Here is a 13,863-nt window from a genome sequence, read left to right as displayed (position 1 = left end):
TCGGCCATGGTCGGGCGCGTGGAAGGCGCTGTACAGCACACCCTCTGACTGCGCTTCCCGTGGTTCCCCGCGCGATCTGGCACGCGGTCTGTCCCCACAGCCTCAGTGCCGACGGTAAGGATGTTCCAGTCGAGGGAGAGTTCGCCGGACACCGGTTGGCGAGGACCTTCGTGCCGACGCTCAACGTGGCGATGTGGTGCGCCTGCGCTGCCGGTGCTCCGCGTCCTGTCCGGTCAGCTGTCCGGCGAAATCATCACGTCTCGTTCGGAGCGCCCGTTTGCCGCCCCGCGCGCCTGGCAGCCCAGTCCTTTAACCCATCTGACCTGCGCATCAGCCCAACTCTGCTGAGTCTGACGAACCATCCAAGCCCGCCTGGCGGCCATCGCCCTCGCTTGGGCGGACGGTAACTACCGCGCATCAATGACCATAATGTATGAAAATGGACGAAACGTACGCCAAAACCGCGGAGGCGTGGCGATGCGCGGCAACGCCGAGAACGACGAGGGCTCCGTCGAGGACTACGACGACGAACACGGTGACGAACTCGACGCCGAGGACAGTGACGAGTACGCCAATCCCGAGGCTTACGACGAGGAGTCGGCATCATTCGAAGAGGAGCCGGCGTCCTACGACGAGGAGGACGCAGCCGGTGCGAGCCCTGACGTCTTCCTCGACGTTCCGATCCTGAAGGTCGACGAGATCGACCTGGACGTCGAGGATCTGCGGGCTCATGTCTCGCTGCAGGCCGAGGTGCTGGATCTGCTCAAACTGAATGTGGGCGCCGACGTCTCGCTCGGCCGGGTGCACCTGGGCATCTCAGGTGTCGAGGCACAGGCCCAGCTCAAGGTGCGCCTCCACAACGTCGCGAAGATCATCGACCGAGTGCTCACCACTCTCGACCGCAACCCGGAGATCCTGCACGAGCTGGCGCGTGGCATCGGGTCCGCCGTACAGGATGTCGGCGGTGGAGCCCGTCAGGCCGTGGGGGAGCTGGGTACGGGTGCCGGAAGGGCCGTCCAGGAGGTCGGCTCGGGCGCCGGAGCCGCCGTACAGGATGTCGGTCAGGGGGCCGGGAGGGCCGTTCAGGACGTGGGGCAGGGCGCCAGGGCTGCTGTCCAGGACGTGGGCCGGGGCGTCGGCTCCGTGGCGCAGGATGTCGGTCAGGGGGCCGGGAGCGCCGTTCAGGACCTGGGCGGTGGTGCCGGGCGCGCGGTGGAGGACGTCGGCCATGAGACGAGCCGGACCGTCGGAAGCGCCGGCGAGGCGGTGGACAGCACCGCCGGGAGCGTGGCCGGACAGGCCGCGGGTGTGACGGAAGGGGCAGGCGACACGGTACAGGGCGGCGGCCACGCCGTTGCGGACGCTGCTGAGACGGCGAACGCCACCGCTGAACGGACCGAGCCGGCCGAGCCGCGTGCGGCGCGCAAAGGCGCGGAGGGAGAGCGGGGCCGGGCCGGCCGGAGTCAAGGCGGCACCCGCACGCGCCGGGTGCGCGGAGAGGACGGGAAGCTGCCGCCAAGATCCAGTCGCCAACGTACCGCCAGGGAGCCGGAGGAGCCGCCCTGAACGCGAGGGGCGGGAGCCGGGAGCCCGGTGGGGGACGTCTTGTTCCGTTCGACGGTCCACGCCGAACGGCTCCGCTTCACGCAGGAACCCCAGACTGTCGTTCGCTTCCCCGGCACCGGGAAGCGAGAGTCGACGAGCCACAGCGACCGGACCCACCTACCGGACCCGGTCACCCCCGGTCAGGAATACCAGGACGTCACCGTCGCCTACCACCTTGCGACCCGGCTCACCAGGGAACCGGAGGCCGGGCGGAGCGGTGCCGACGACACGGACGGGTGATTCGCAGTGCCAACGGTCGCGAAGTCGGCAACATGGTGCTTTCCGCTTCGGGCGGGACCGGCCGGTGTTGGGCCAGAGCCGGAGGAGGTCCGGGAGCGGGTCTTCGCGGCGTCGGTCATGACTGGCCAGGGCGCGGGTATCGAGCACCGACTTGCCTGCTCGGCGCAACCGCTGCCCGATCTCTGGCCCTGGCTCACCAGCCTGCGGGGTGAGAACAAGCGTCGAGTGGAGCGCCAAACCCACCCGGAGCCACCGGAGACCCCGGAGACTTGGCCGGAGGTCGGGTGATGGCACCTCGATTTCGCTGTGCCGACGGCCCGTCGTGATTCCCTGGACTGACCTGGGCTGATGACTCAAGATCGTGTCCACAAATAGTCCACGGACCCCGACATACGGCCACTCAGAGCGGCATACGCCTGCACATACGCGAAGACCCCGGCCTCAGCGTTTCCGCTGGTGACGGGGTCTTTGGGCACCTCATACAGGGTGCCCCCGGCAGGATTCGAACCTGCGCACACGGCTCCGGAGGCCCTTTGAGGCCCAGATAACGCAGCACGTCAGGGCCTCGGTCGTGGCAGATCTGGCGAGCTGAGTCCGCAGATAGTCCACAAGCAAACGAGGGGCCCACGGGAGCTATCAGTTGGGCTGCGCCGCTGCTCATTCAGCCATGACGTGACACGAGGGTCGACGGACAGAGTCGTTCCGACGACATGTGCGTCGATGTTGCGGGAATGCGCGTCTCAATGCAGCCCGCTCCTTTGTTTCGGGATTACGAGGCAGGCCGTCGTACTCTTGGCGAGGGCGATTGCGGCCGGCACCTGTTGGGCGTCGGCGTTGACCGGCAAGCCGAGGAGCTGGAGATCAAGCGGTCACTGGGCAGGGGAGCAGGAGAGCCCTAACATGCCGGGCCATGAGCATCGAGGCGGAACGCATCGCGCAGCTGGCTGACGAACTCAAGATTGGGTTCTGCGGTCTCAGCCTGGCCATACTTCCGCTAGCTGACCCCCGTCGGCCACTCATGGCCATCTACCGCGACCTGTACGAGCAAACCGCTGACTCACCGCTGGTCATCTACCGCAATGACGGTACGCCGCACTCTGCGGAGCGGCTGACAGACATCTTTGCCAAGGCCAGCTCAACTGCGGGTGCTGGACTCGGGGAGGACCTGCTGAACTTCGTGACGATGCATGGTGCAGCCCGCCTGGGTGATGCCATCCAGCGCGCGGGGCTGAGTGACAGGACAAGCCCGTTGCTTCAGTTCGTGCGGCACTTCCGCAACGCCTGTGCGCACGGCAATCGTTGGCACTTTCAGAACGCGGAACCGAGGCAGCCAGCAGAGTTGCGCGGCATTGTCCTGACATCGGCGCTGCACGGCTCCAAGGCGGCTGGGGGCACTGTTGGTGCGGGCGACTACCTGGACATGCTCGACGACGTGGCGGCCCACTTCCGGGCCTGAGGCTCTTCAGTCCGTCTCGATGACAGCCAGGACAAGCCGCCTCTGTCACTCGCCATCCGTTTGTGTCATCGGCCCGCCGGCGCCAGCTGGATGACGGGTCATCACGGTCCCTTCGATCAAGCCTTGTCGTACAGGCTGGTCATCGACTGATCGCGCGGTACCGTGATAGGTCGGTGACAGTGCGTGTGGAGGAGGGGCAGGTGCAGCAGCCTGATGCCCGCAAGAAGACGATCAACCCCAGCGCGTACAACGCACTGGCCGACGCACTCTGGTTGATCTACTGGAACAAAGATCCCTTTGAGCTGTACGTCCGCGGGATGCTGAAGGACCACAGCGAGCTCCTGCCGCAGCTCAACTTCTATGCCACCAAGCGCGAAGTCTCCGGCCAGTTGGTCAAGCTGCTGCGGGCCAATGAGACCCGGTACCTGGACGTGACCGTGGCGCTCATGCTCGACATCGCCGCCATGGACCGGTTTCCGAACCTCGAACGACAGGTCGATGGTGACGTCATGGTGGCCAAGGCCACGGCGGCCGTCGCGGAACTGCGGCGCTGGACTGGCAAGCAGCAGGACATCATCAAGGAACACGAGGAGCACGCGGTGGCCATAGCCGAGAGTGCGAAGAAGGACCAGGACGGTCGGGTCTTCGCCCAAGCTCATGACGATCTGAAGCAACGGTTCATCGTGATGCACGCGGCAACCGACAAGCACCAGCGGGGGACGGACTTCGAGGACTTCATCAACGAGCTGTTCGCCCTGTACGACTTGGAGCCGCGGGCGGCCTACATCATGGAGTACGAGCAGATCGATGGCGCGTTCTCCTTCGACACTGACTACTACGTTCTTGAGGCCAAGTGGTGGAAGGAGCGCATCGGCCGGCGGGAGCTGGACGTCTTTAAAACCAACATCGAGCGCAAGGGCAAGAACACCCTCGGCTTGTACGTCAGCATGAGCGGCTTCACCTCCGATGCCCTGGCGATCTACAGCCTTAGCACGCCGTTCATCACGATGGACGGCGGCGACTTCATGGCTGTGCTGGACCAACGCATCCGCCTGGATGACCTGATGACTCACAAGAGGAAGCACGCCAGCCAGACTGGTCACTGCTATCTGCCCGTCTCTGAAATCTTCTCTAGGATGGAATAACTCAGTAGGACAGGTGGAGATAGACGATTGCGCCAACATCGGCTTTCTGTAAAAGTGGAGCAATGAACGCTGACGATGAAGTCTTCAACTGGCCAGAAATTGAGCAGGGGTGGCTCAGTGGCGGACAAGTTGCTTTGCCTGCCGAGACGATCGTTGGAGCCTTCAATGGTGTGGGATCGCACTTTGGGCGCACGTGGATCGAGGCCTCACGAACCACTAATAGGGCCGTTGAGTCAGGAGCTTTGCCGACTCTGAGCATCGTCACTCTTGGGCGGCGGCTTGAATCATTGGCCAACGCGGTCAACCCAGATGGCCTGCTTCGTAAGCTTCGGGAACGGCAGCCGGACGCATCAGGCGAGCTTACGGCCATCCATCTCGTTCGTTCAGGTGCCTCGGATGTTGCGCTTGAGCTCGAACCGCCAGGACTTATCCCAGGTGGAAATCGGAATCCAGATTTCCGAATAAAGCAGGGTGAGTCAGACTGGACGTGCATTGAGGTTAAGCAGGCCAGCACGTCTCAAGCTCGCGCACAAGCGGAAAACGGCCTTCATCGCCTCTCTGTCGGGCTGATCGGGGATTGCGCGGGTAGCTTCACGCTTGAGGTATTCTTTAAGCGGGAGCCCACTCCTGACGAAGTCGAGGAAGTAGCCGCGCAGATCATCAGCCTGCACTCCGACCGAGGCGCAGAAGAAACGGCGCTAAGGGACGGACTCGGCACACTCTACTGGAATGACCGCACTCCAGGAAGCTTGGAAGTGGATGACCACGGTGAGCCCAGGACGCGCGTCAACATTATGGCAAGCAACATGGTGGCGGGCGTAGTTCAGAGTGACATTGTTGTCCGTTGGCCGTTTGCGGATGCCAGGGCGCAAGTGTTTCTCGATAGCGCGAGGAAGCAGCTCCCGACGGATGTGCCGGGGCTCGTCATGGTCGACGTTTCAGGCGCACTGGGCGCGATGAAGACCTGGCGCGCTGTGATCGAGCGTCGGTTCCAACCGTCCATGTACACCCGCGTCTCTGGTGTCTGTCTGTTTTCCTCGGGAGTTCGTCTGGCTGACGGTGGCTATGAGTGGCGGCCCGAGACCCAGCTCATCCGAAACCCACATGCGCGCATCGCGCTCCCCGAATGGATCGCGGAGCAGGTAGAGCGCTTCAGGTCCTGACCATCGCTACTGCCCATCATCGGGCTAGGTCATCGTGCCGTCGGCGCGGGCGACCATGGCTGCGTGAGGACGGCCGCGGATTCATCAGCATGACGGGCCATCAATCCGTCCGGGGTCGTTGTTGTCAGCGGAACAGCGCCGGCAGCGGGCAGGACTGCAAGTGCATGCACATGTCTAGCGTCTCAGGTTTGTCATCCCTGCCGGGACATGCCATGAGTTGGCGCGGCTGCCCTTCACCCACTTTCCGGTGCCGAGAAGGACTGCGGCCCGGCAGGTCAGAGGCTCATCGGGACGGGAGGCACGTATGGCCTCGATGATCTCCGACATGGGTAAGAGCCATGTCTTTACCTCGCCAGGCTCTAGGCGGCAAACACTGCCGTGCATCGTGAAGTCGACTGCCCTGACGCGAGAAGGGGCGCCGCCCCAATAGGAGCGACGTCTGTCAGATATGCACGGCACACGCACACTCACAGCTCCACGACCAGTGTTGCGTACGACGACACTGAATGCGTCATGCACGTATGTTTCGAACTCTGCGCCTTGGACGCGCTGAAGGTCCGTTGTAGTGCGATCGACAAGTTCCGAGACGATGGACGGGGCAGGGTCTCCATCGTCATGGATCGCGATCGACAGTTCGCAGCACACGCGGGCGCCGCTCAAGAAGTGGCTTGCGACTTGCCAACTGAGTGACACCGCAGACACAGCCAAGCTGAGAGCGGCGACAGCGAACGCCCCTGACGTGTCGGTCATTTAAGGATGATATGGGCGTCGGAGCCGAGACCGGAGACGTTTCCCGTTCGTGCCACCTCGCTGGTACGGCGGTAGCACCAGGTAACACAGGTGCGGAGCGTCTGAGTGCTGGGCCGCAGCAGTCTCTGGCGAGAGCTCTGAGCTTGGGAAGCTCGGGTTCTTTGGCAGCGGTTGCTGTGCTGACCTGCGGTGGAGTCGTGTTGGAGCCCTGGTCGCATCGGGGCGCTTCCCCGCTGTTCCCCGTGGTTCCCCGCAGGATCTGGCACGCGCATGGCACGGTCCTGCCTTCCGCCTCGAACGTGCCTCGGCAGAGCTGAGACCCGGAGTGCCAGAGCGTCAGCCGACGACAGTCAGCCACTATGGCGGGTGCGCCGGACGACCACGCACGCGTGTGTCTCGCTGCACCCCACCGGCCTCAGCCGCGGTGCCATGCCGTCGACCAGAGCAAGATGCGCCGACGGAAGCGTGGCGGTGAGATCTTGGGTGAGGACCTCTTCGTCCCGAAGCAACTTGGGTGGGGGTGCTGCCTTGGGCTGGTGTGGCTCTCACCTGCGCCCCTGGTCCGCGCACGTTCGCGTTCGTCCGCCGCTGTTCGTCGGCGTTGTCACGCAGTTAGACACTCGCAGGCTGGGCGCCCGATGCTCCACTCCTGCTCGGGAGCGGGCCGGTAGAACTCTCGTACCCACTCGAGTGTCAACGGTCCTTGCCAAGGGTGGGAAGGCCGCCACGGAAGGGGCGGTATGCGGAGCCGTTCGCGCGAGGTGTGATGCCGAGCTTCTGCTTCAGCGCGGCCAGGTGTTCCGCGTCCGCGGCCGCCTGCTTGGCCTCGTCCTCGGCTGCCCGTAGCCGGGCAGCCTCAGAGTCGGAGACGATCCGCTTGGCCTTCCCTGTGTTGATGTCCTCTGTCTCGTGCAGGAACCCGAGCCCCCACAGCCGGTACTGTTCGGCCGCCTCGCTGTTGCCACTCTCGAGTGCCTTGCGCTGCTGCGCTTCGAAGTGCCGGGCCGTGTTGATGCAGAAGGTGTGCCGGCTCTTACCGATCCATGCATTCCCAGACATGGTGTTGTCGCTGGCTCCCATGGCCACCCCCTCGACGCCTGTAACGGATCGTAGAGGCCTGACCACGAAAGCAAGAGACTTTCGCGAAGCTGGGTGAAACGAGCTTGGTTAGGCCGAGGGCTCGTTCGGGCGAGGACGGATGCCTGCCCACACCGGTTGACCAGAGCGAGCCGAACACATCGCGATCGGGCTGTCCGTTGTCACGGCCCGGCGTGGCTTGCTATCTGGCTCCTGCTCGTCGGCCAGGAGGACAGCCAACCGGGCCACATGTGCAAACTCACGGTGGAGCGGAACTGCCCGAATCGTCAGCGGGTCCGGTCCCTCGTGTCCTACAGTGCGAGCGCGGCCGAGACCAGCAAGCGGGAGCTGGAGGCCGAGAGACGTACGAACCTTGAGATCGTCAAGGTGGCGATCTTTCAGAAGCGTGGGGGAAGAGTTGATGGACGAGGGCAAGAAGAAGGACGCCGAGTCACCACCCTTGCTATCAAAAATCACGGACGTGGCGGCGTGGGCCAGGACAAATAGTGATCTTGTCTGGGACCGGCAAGCCGATGGAAGGTTCCGCGCTGGACTCGTCCTTAAGTTCTCCGCTTCCCAGTCGATCATGCTGAAGATCGAGAAGAGTCCTGGCAGCCGTCTCGACTGGCAGTTCGGTACCGGCGAGCCCCTCCCCAAGCTGCGCCGGAAGCCTCTGCGCTGATACGTAAACCCACGCTCTCTTCGCCCCGAGCTCTCGGCTGGGAGGTCGTTGAGGTCTGGTGGGCTGGTCAGTCAGCCATCGACGGTTGTCGGCGGTCGGCTGAGGGCACGGCGGTTGCTGTACCGCAACGGCCGGTGCGGGATGGATGGTGTGGTGGTCATCGAAGCCCACTGGGACCCGTCAGCGGATGACAGGCTAGAACCACGTGCCAAATATAGAGCCTTGAGTCACACTGTTGCCTGTTATACGTTCATAAAGGTTAATCGCCTGATCCTCTGTGAGTGCGCAAACGAAGTCGCACACTGATCTTGCACGCCGATTTTCGTCATTTCGAGAAAATCCGCTGATCTGTTCGTGCTTCACCATGCGGTCATAGATGTCATCTAGGAGTGCAGGGACCGGATGATTTGGCTCCACTCTTCCGTTTCGGTGACTCGAAAACATCTCCATCAAATCGTCGAATAGACACGCGATGATCTTTTTTTGGCCGTGCTGCACCATAGCCAACCCAGGACGCATGATGACGTAGAAGAAGGTCAGTTCCTTGATGACCTCGACTTGATATTCGGCCACGTCATCGATCTTCAGCTCCCAGTTGCCGTCCACCTCAACCGGGGTGATCGCAAAACGGAACAAGTTAAGTAGATCATGCTGGAATCGATCTAGTATTTTTCGATCGTCCCGCGTATCTCTCCATTTACGGTCCGGCATGATTCGCTTGAGCTCCGTATATTGTTGACTGAAGGCGTCCTCGTCAAACCGGTCGTACCCATCCTTCCCTCTGCGCGATCGAGCGAAGTCCATGAATTCGCTCGAACACTCGTTGTGCAGTAGATGCAGGGGCATGAGGCCGCCCCGGAAATAGTCATAAAGGTCATGTGCTACATAGGAAATATCGTCCGCCCAATCCATCAGGACTGCGGCGAGGCTGCGCCTTCCCGTTACCTCTTCTCCTTCGCGGGCGAAGTCAAAGTCGTGCTTCTCGCTCTCATAGACTCCCCATTTACTTCCCTTTTGCCGGTAAGGCCATTGCAGATCTGCAGAATCAGACTTCTCTTCTCCTTTGTATCTCGGGTACTTCAGCACACCGTTAAGGGATGCCCTAGTGAGATTCAATCCGTGGTCTACGTGCGCATGAACTGCGAGTTTGGTGATAGCTCGAAACGTCTGCGCGTTTCCCTCAAACCCGCCATACTTAGACATCTTGGTTTGGAGTACTGCCTCAGCCGTATGCCCAAATGGAGGATGACCGATGTCGTGGGCCAGGCCAGCAGACTCAACAATATCAGGGAATCCCATAGGACCCCCCGGAACATTTTCAGCAAAGTCGCTGTGCTTCATGCACAGATACTGGGCTATGCGTCGCCCAACCTGGGCAACCTTCAAGCTGTGCGTCAGCCTATTGTGCAATAGGTGGAGTTCCCTGACTGCGGCTACCTGCGTCACTCCGGCCAAGCGCCGAAACGCAGAGGAGTACAATATTCGATCACGATCGCGCTCGAATGGTGTGCGTGGATCGTGATCCAAGGGCATGCCATACCTTCGCTCTTCGTGAAACTTGGCGCTGCTGTTAACGGGCATGGCTACCTCCATCAGTCCGTTCAAGTCTCGCGCTCTCGTCGAAATGACGCCACAGGTAAACCAACTTCATTAGTCCGATCGGATGAAGAGGGCTCTGTGACAGTCTCCTGGGGTGCGTTATCGGTGCCGAAGCGGGATAATGCCATCATTCATGGAAAAGATCACAGGTCAGGGTTATGAAGCGGAACAGATCGTGATCCATTCGGAGGGCTGTGACCAGCCTTTCATCAGGTGGCTCGGTGGTACTTCGACGCCGCGCCCGACCGCGGCGAGTTGATCGTTATCAAGCAAGCCGAATTGGCCGCGGCCGAGCGACTCCATCCGTACAGCTGGGAAGACCTGGAAGACGAAGCATGGCTTCTTGACAGACCAAGCAGTATCTAAAGAGGACCCGCTGGAGACCATCTCGGCCGAAGAGTTCCAGCGGGTGTGGAGTTGGTGAGCGGACGACAACCACTCTAGGAGAGCGGTCGGGTGATCTGCGGGCTGAGCTGCAGCTTCACCAGGTGAGGAAGCGGGCGGGTAGTCGACCACGGAGCTCCGGTGATTACCGTGGCTGACCCCTGCATCTGGCACGGTTGTGGCACGAACCTCAGCCGACGACAGTCAGCCACGATGGCGGGTGCGTCGGCCGACCAGGCGCGCGTGTGCCTCGCTGTACCCCCGCCGACCTCCGCCACGCTGCTTGGGAAACTGCGGACATTGAGGGCCGGCGATAGGCGCTGACATGCTCAAGCGGCCTGACTCCGATGGGGCTGAGGTGGAAGTTAAATTCAGCCGAAGAGCTGTTCTCCGGATGCCCTCCCGAGAGGCACAGGCTTCAGTTTTCGCCATCTGATTATGGCGCCCTGGAAAGGGCAGGAAACATGCTTGCCGCAACAGTTAATCCTCAAGTCGTCACGGTTCTGGGTACTGTTACATTGCTCGAACGCCCAAAGCCAGGAAACCCTGGGGTTGTTCGCTTGGACGTCTTGGAACTGAGGTACGAAAAATGCGAGTTCGCCTCAAGGTCGATGACTATGACATGGCCGTAGACGCACACAAAAATAACCTAGGCATCAGGATCTCTGGCCGTCAGGAACTCGAGGGACACTACTACTGGCCATACGGCCCTCAGATCATCGAGTTGGTGCCTATCTCGCCGCAGTAATCGATCGACTTGATTGAGCGAGGACAGCAAGATCCTTTTTCGGAGGATGGCTAGTCCTGCAAGAGCTATCCAAGAATTCAGTGCGACTTCACTGCTCCGGTGGCCAAATTTTCTTTGCCTCAACGTTGCCGATGAAGTCGGTCTCAGCTTCCTCGTCTTCACTAAGCGCCAAGACGTCGAGTGGTGGATACGTGATGAGATTTCTTAGATGGTTGCAGAGTTCATGCGCGGAATTCAAGTCGTTGCGCTGATACACGACTAGAATATCTATATCGCTAGGATGACTTTTGCTCGAGTGGGCGGCCGAACCGAATACGTAGACGTCAATCCTGTACGGATAATCTGCGCAGCACTCTGTAACCTGCTGAAGAACTTCTGCGAGGCGAGGGGGACCCACGGGACTAGAGTCTCCTCAGCGCTCCCATTAGAGAGCTCATGTCGAGAAGGCGTACCCCGGCATGTTCCGCGTGCTTCAGCGCGGCGGATGTAGCTCGGCCGTTGGGGTTGGAATTTAGCACCACATCTACGCCGGGGTGGCGAGTCAATGCTTTCACAAGGGCTTCTTCGCTAAATTCATATCCGTAGTCGACCGAAAGTGTAATGTGAGGAAGCCCGCCCGAACGAATGAGTCTCATCGACGCCTCGCAGATCATTTCGACGCGTTCAACCTCTGAGTGCTGACCCAGGACTCTTCTTGCATAGGCTACATCCTTGGACAAGAACCCTTGTGGATCATCTTCAGCCATGGACCAAAAAACTTCACTCATCGTTTGAACGTCTGACCCAAACTGATTAGCTCGCTGTCTAGCCGGCCATAGGTAGTGCGATGCCTTTGGTATGAGGCAAATGATCGTAGCCTCTTCATCGCGAAGAATCTCCTGCACTAGATCCTCGGTCAGTGTCTGAGTTGACACCGGCGCGATGGTTAGCGGCGTACCATTAACGCGCAGCACTTGGATACGGGTTGCGGAAATCTGCCTGGCAGAGGCTACCTCGTCGTGATCTGCAATCTTGGGGGTGAACCAGTCGGTAAGATATTTAAGTTGCGTCACTTCTCCCCCTCGAAAAGTCGCTCTGCCTGTTGCGGAAATCGAGGAGCCGGACCGAGGAGGGGTTCTCCCTTGTGCTTCCTTTCAAGCGCATTACTGTGCTGCCGAAGAAGTTCGGCGGTCTCCATCTCCTCTTCGCTAGCCAAGTCCTCGTTAACTTCCACAAGGGCCACGAGCAATCGGTTGTTCGGGACTATTTCGGAAAGGACGCATTCAGACCAGGCTGCAGCGTGCTCTTGTGATGCGGTGAGTCCGCTTTCGGGGTCTGGGCCCTTCTGCTGAAAAGCTAGCTTGTTTCGCAGTAGTAGTCGCTTCACTGCTTTTCGCGCGTCCGTGCGAGTGGGAAATTCGGGAGTTCCGCCGATTTGTGATACGGCTAGCTGTCGCCTTTTCTTCGCTGCTATCAGGTCGCCTGTCGGGTAACCCTCGGGGTATTTGTCAACTTTCGTATGACAGTTTGGGCAGAGGAGGATAATATTCGACGGGTCGTCACGCAATGATTGGGGGATCTCCGTGTTTGCTCGCGGACCGTCAGCGCTATAGGCGATAATGTGAGCGCGTTCAGCTATCGGAATCGATTTCTTACGTTTGGGATCCGATGGGAAAAGTGTGGTGTTGCATAGCAAGCATGTGCCAGCTGACTCGGCAAAGAGAGCTCGATCTGCGTCGTGACCCAGAGTCGGCCGTCCCGAAGTGCACACCACTGGAGGCGCCCCTTCATGCAGTTTGTATGTGTTGATGGATTATGCCAGAGCTGCTTGTGTCTTGCCTGTAGAAGTCGTGCGCTGCCGGGACGAGTACGGTCGGTGGAGCTGCTTTGGCGCGAGTGATCATGGCCCCGTAAGCTTGCGGCGCGTCGGGCAGTCTGTGGACCTGCCCGGTAAATCACGGCGTTGGGGCCATGATCTTCGAGGCTCGCGCCAAAGTGGCTGCCTAAAGCCGTGGAGCCGACCGCCCCAGGCACGACGTACCCCTCCTCTGACATCAGGCGGCTGATTGCTGTGCGCGCGGCCCGGCCGCCGGCCGGGCTGAAGCGGGGCGGAGACAGGAGCGCAGGCCCGGCCGTCGGCCGGGCCGCGCGCGGGGAGCGGAGCGAGCCGCCTTGAACCAGTAGAGAAAGTTGTAACTCAGTGGGTCGCACGGGCCTTGAAGTCGTCCACGCAGGCTGGGAGTTCGAGGCTCTGGCGGTGGGCTAGGGGCAGGAAGAGCACTGGTCGGATCGTCCATGTGATGCGCTTGGTGGCGTGGGTGACGGAGACAGTGCAGGGCTCCGCGCGTGAGAGGGCTCGTCTCGTCTCGATGCGGCCGTCGTAGAGCCACTCCCAGGCCTCGTCTGACGCGTCGGGGTCGAGTGCTGGGGAGATGGTGCGCAGGGCGACGGCTACCCATCTGCTGGCTTGGGGTGCCGAGTACGCGTCGAACGAACCTCGCAGTGTCGGCCGGCCCCCTTCGGCGAGTTCTTCGGTCCAGCACTCGCACCAGTAGCCCGGCTGTGGCTTGTCCATCAGCACGGGTGGCCTCCCGGGCGAGGGGCTGTGAAGAGTTCCGCGGTGACCGTGTGTCCGCCGTCGCTGTCGTGGACTACGACCCGGTGGGCGATCGCGCTGACCATGCCCAGGCCCCGGCCGTGTTCCGCCTCTTGGCCCTGGTGCTCGACCTTGGGGGCTGTGCCGGCGCCGCCGTCATCCGTGACCGACAAGGCAATGACCTGCGTGGAGACCGCAAGGGCCAGGTGGAAGCTGCCGGTTGTGAGGCCGCTGGCGGTGTGGAGGATCGCGTTCGCGCTGAGCTCGCTCACGATCAGTTCGGCGTCCTCGGCGAGGGGTGAGCCGCGCAGGATGTCTCTCGTCCAGCGGCGGGCCCGGCTGACCTCTTCTGGGAAACCTGGGCAAGTGAGGCCCCAGACCCGCGCAGTGCTCGTATACTCGTGCATACAAGTTCCTTCGTGCTGGTAGGCCGCCATGT

13 protein-coding genes are annotated in these 13,863 nt (G+C 61.4%); 6 read left to right on the top strand and 7 right to left on the bottom strand.

Going from position 1 to position 13,863, the window contains the following annotated elements:
- Nucleotides 1-477: 477 nt before the first annotated feature.
- The 5 genes from M2157_RS16580 to M2157_RS16560 all read left to right on the top strand — a co-directional run bounded on the left by M2157_RS16580 (nucleotide 478) and on the right by M2157_RS16560 (nucleotide 5,609).
- The gene (locus tag M2157_RS16580) at nucleotides 478-1,566 is read left to right on the top strand and encodes a hypothetical protein (RefSeq protein WP_280865611.1); all 1,089 of its coding nucleotides are present in this window, start codon (nucleotides 478-480) and stop codon (nucleotides 1,564-1,566) included.
- Between the two features lie 27 nt (nucleotides 1,567-1,593).
- Nucleotides 1,594-1,845: a hypothetical protein gene (locus M2157_RS16575; protein ID WP_280862562.1), complete on the top strand. Its 252-nt coding sequence runs from the start codon at nucleotides 1,594-1,596 to the stop codon at nucleotides 1,843-1,845.
- A 910-nt stretch (nucleotides 1,846-2,755) separates the two neighbouring features.
- Nucleotides 2,756-3,301 carry a hypothetical protein gene (locus tag M2157_RS16570; RefSeq protein WP_280865609.1) on the top strand — a complete coding sequence of 182 codons (546 nt, stop codon included), beginning with the start codon at nucleotides 2,756-2,758 and terminating at the stop codon, nucleotides 3,299-3,301.
- 200 nt (nucleotides 3,302-3,501) lie between these two features.
- A complete protein-coding gene (locus tag M2157_RS16565) occupies nucleotides 3,502-4,446 on the top strand; it encodes a restriction endonuclease (RefSeq protein WP_280865608.1) in 945 nt (314 codons plus the stop codon).
- A gap of 62 nt (nucleotides 4,447-4,508) precedes the next feature.
- Entirely contained in the window at nucleotides 4,509-5,609 is a 1,101-nt protein-coding gene (locus M2157_RS16560) for a hypothetical protein (RefSeq protein WP_280865606.1), read from the top strand.
- 1,443 nt (nucleotides 5,610-7,052) lie between these two features.
- Here the strand turns inward: M2157_RS16560 and M2157_RS16555 are convergent.
- On the bottom strand, nucleotides 7,053-7,418 hold the full coding sequence (locus M2157_RS16555) for a hypothetical protein (RefSeq protein WP_280865605.1): 366 nt from the start codon (nucleotides 7,416-7,418) through the stop codon (nucleotides 7,053-7,055).
- Between the two features lie 439 nt (nucleotides 7,419-7,857).
- Here M2157_RS16555 and M2157_RS16550 point away from each other — a divergent pair, with 439 nt between their 5' ends.
- The gene (locus tag M2157_RS16550) at nucleotides 7,858-8,118 is read left to right on the top strand and encodes a hypothetical protein (RefSeq protein WP_280865604.1); all 261 of its coding nucleotides are present in this window, start codon (nucleotides 7,858-7,860) and stop codon (nucleotides 8,116-8,118) included.
- Nucleotides 8,119-8,313: 195 nt separating this feature from the next.
- On the opposite strand, the gene dgt is transcribed toward M2157_RS16550, so the two are convergent.
- The 6 genes from dgt to M2157_RS16520 form a co-directional block, all read right to left on the bottom strand.
- Nucleotides 8,314-9,651, bottom strand: a complete 1,338-nt coding sequence (gene dgt / locus M2157_RS16545; protein ID WP_280868215.1) for a dGTP triphosphohydrolase — start codon at nucleotides 9,649-9,651, stop codon at nucleotides 8,314-8,316.
- Between the two features lie 1,286 nt (nucleotides 9,652-10,937).
- Nucleotides 10,938-11,246 (bottom strand): nucleotidyltransferase domain-containing protein, encoded by a 309-nt coding sequence (locus tag M2157_RS16540; RefSeq protein WP_280865603.1) that lies wholly within the window; start codon nucleotides 11,244-11,246, stop codon nucleotides 10,938-10,940.
- Nucleotides 11,247-11,250: 4 nt separating this feature from the next.
- The gene (locus M2157_RS16535) at nucleotides 11,251-11,901 is read right to left on the bottom strand and encodes a hypothetical protein (RefSeq protein ID WP_280865601.1); all 651 of its coding nucleotides are present in this window, start codon (nucleotides 11,899-11,901) and stop codon (nucleotides 11,251-11,253) included.
- Complete coding sequence (locus M2157_RS16530; RefSeq protein WP_280865600.1) at nucleotides 11,898-12,599, bottom strand: HNH endonuclease; 702 nt, start codon at nucleotides 12,597-12,599, stop codon at nucleotides 11,898-11,900. Before M2157_RS16530 ends, M2157_RS16535 begins: the two co-directional genes overlap by 4 nt.
- 426 nt (nucleotides 12,600-13,025) lie before the next feature.
- Nucleotides 13,026-13,403: a hypothetical protein gene (locus M2157_RS16525; protein WP_280865599.1), complete on the bottom strand. Its 378-nt coding sequence runs from the start codon at nucleotides 13,401-13,403 to the stop codon at nucleotides 13,026-13,028.
- On the bottom strand, nucleotides 13,403-13,831 hold the full coding sequence (locus M2157_RS16520) for an ATP-binding protein (RefSeq protein WP_280865598.1): 429 nt from the start codon (nucleotides 13,829-13,831) through the stop codon (nucleotides 13,403-13,405). The genes M2157_RS16525 and M2157_RS16520 overlap by 1 nt, the downstream gene beginning before the upstream one ends.
- Nucleotides 13,832-13,863: the final 32 nt, after the last annotated feature.

Source organism: Streptomyces sp. SAI-127, from assembly GCF_029894425.1.
Taxonomy (GTDB): Bacteria; Actinomycetota; Actinomycetes; order Streptomycetales; family Streptomycetaceae; genus Streptomyces.
This window is presented reverse-complemented; position numbering and strand designations above follow the sequence as displayed.

Coding starts and splice junctions, on each gene's coding strand:
- M2157_RS16580 (WP_280865611.1), top strand. CDS start 478: ATGCGCGGCAACGCCGAGAACGACGAGGGCTCCGTCGAGGACTACGAC.
- M2157_RS16570 (WP_280865609.1), top strand. CDS start 2,756: ATGAGCATCGAGGCGGAACGCATCGCGCAGCTGGCTGACGAACTCAAG.
- M2157_RS16560 (WP_280865606.1), top strand. CDS start 4,509: ATGAACGCTGACGATGAAGTCTTCAACTGGCCAGAAATTGAGCAGGGG.
- M2157_RS16555 (WP_280865605.1), bottom strand. CDS start 7,418: ATGTCTGGGAATGCATGGATCGGTAAGAGCCGGCACACCTTCTGCATC.
- M2157_RS16550 (WP_280865604.1), top strand. CDS start 7,858: ATGGACGAGGGCAAGAAGAAGGACGCCGAGTCACCACCCTTGCTATCA.
- dgt (WP_280868215.1), bottom strand. CDS start 9,651: ATGCCCTTGGATCACGATCCACGCACACCATTCGAGCGCGATCGTGAT.
- M2157_RS16525 (WP_280865599.1), bottom strand. CDS start 13,403: ATGGACAAGCCACAGCCGGGCTACTGGTGCGAGTGCTGGACCGAAGAA.
- M2157_RS16520 (WP_280865598.1), bottom strand. CDS start 13,831: ATGCACGAGTATACGAGCACTGCGCGGGTCTGGGGCCTCACTTGCCCA.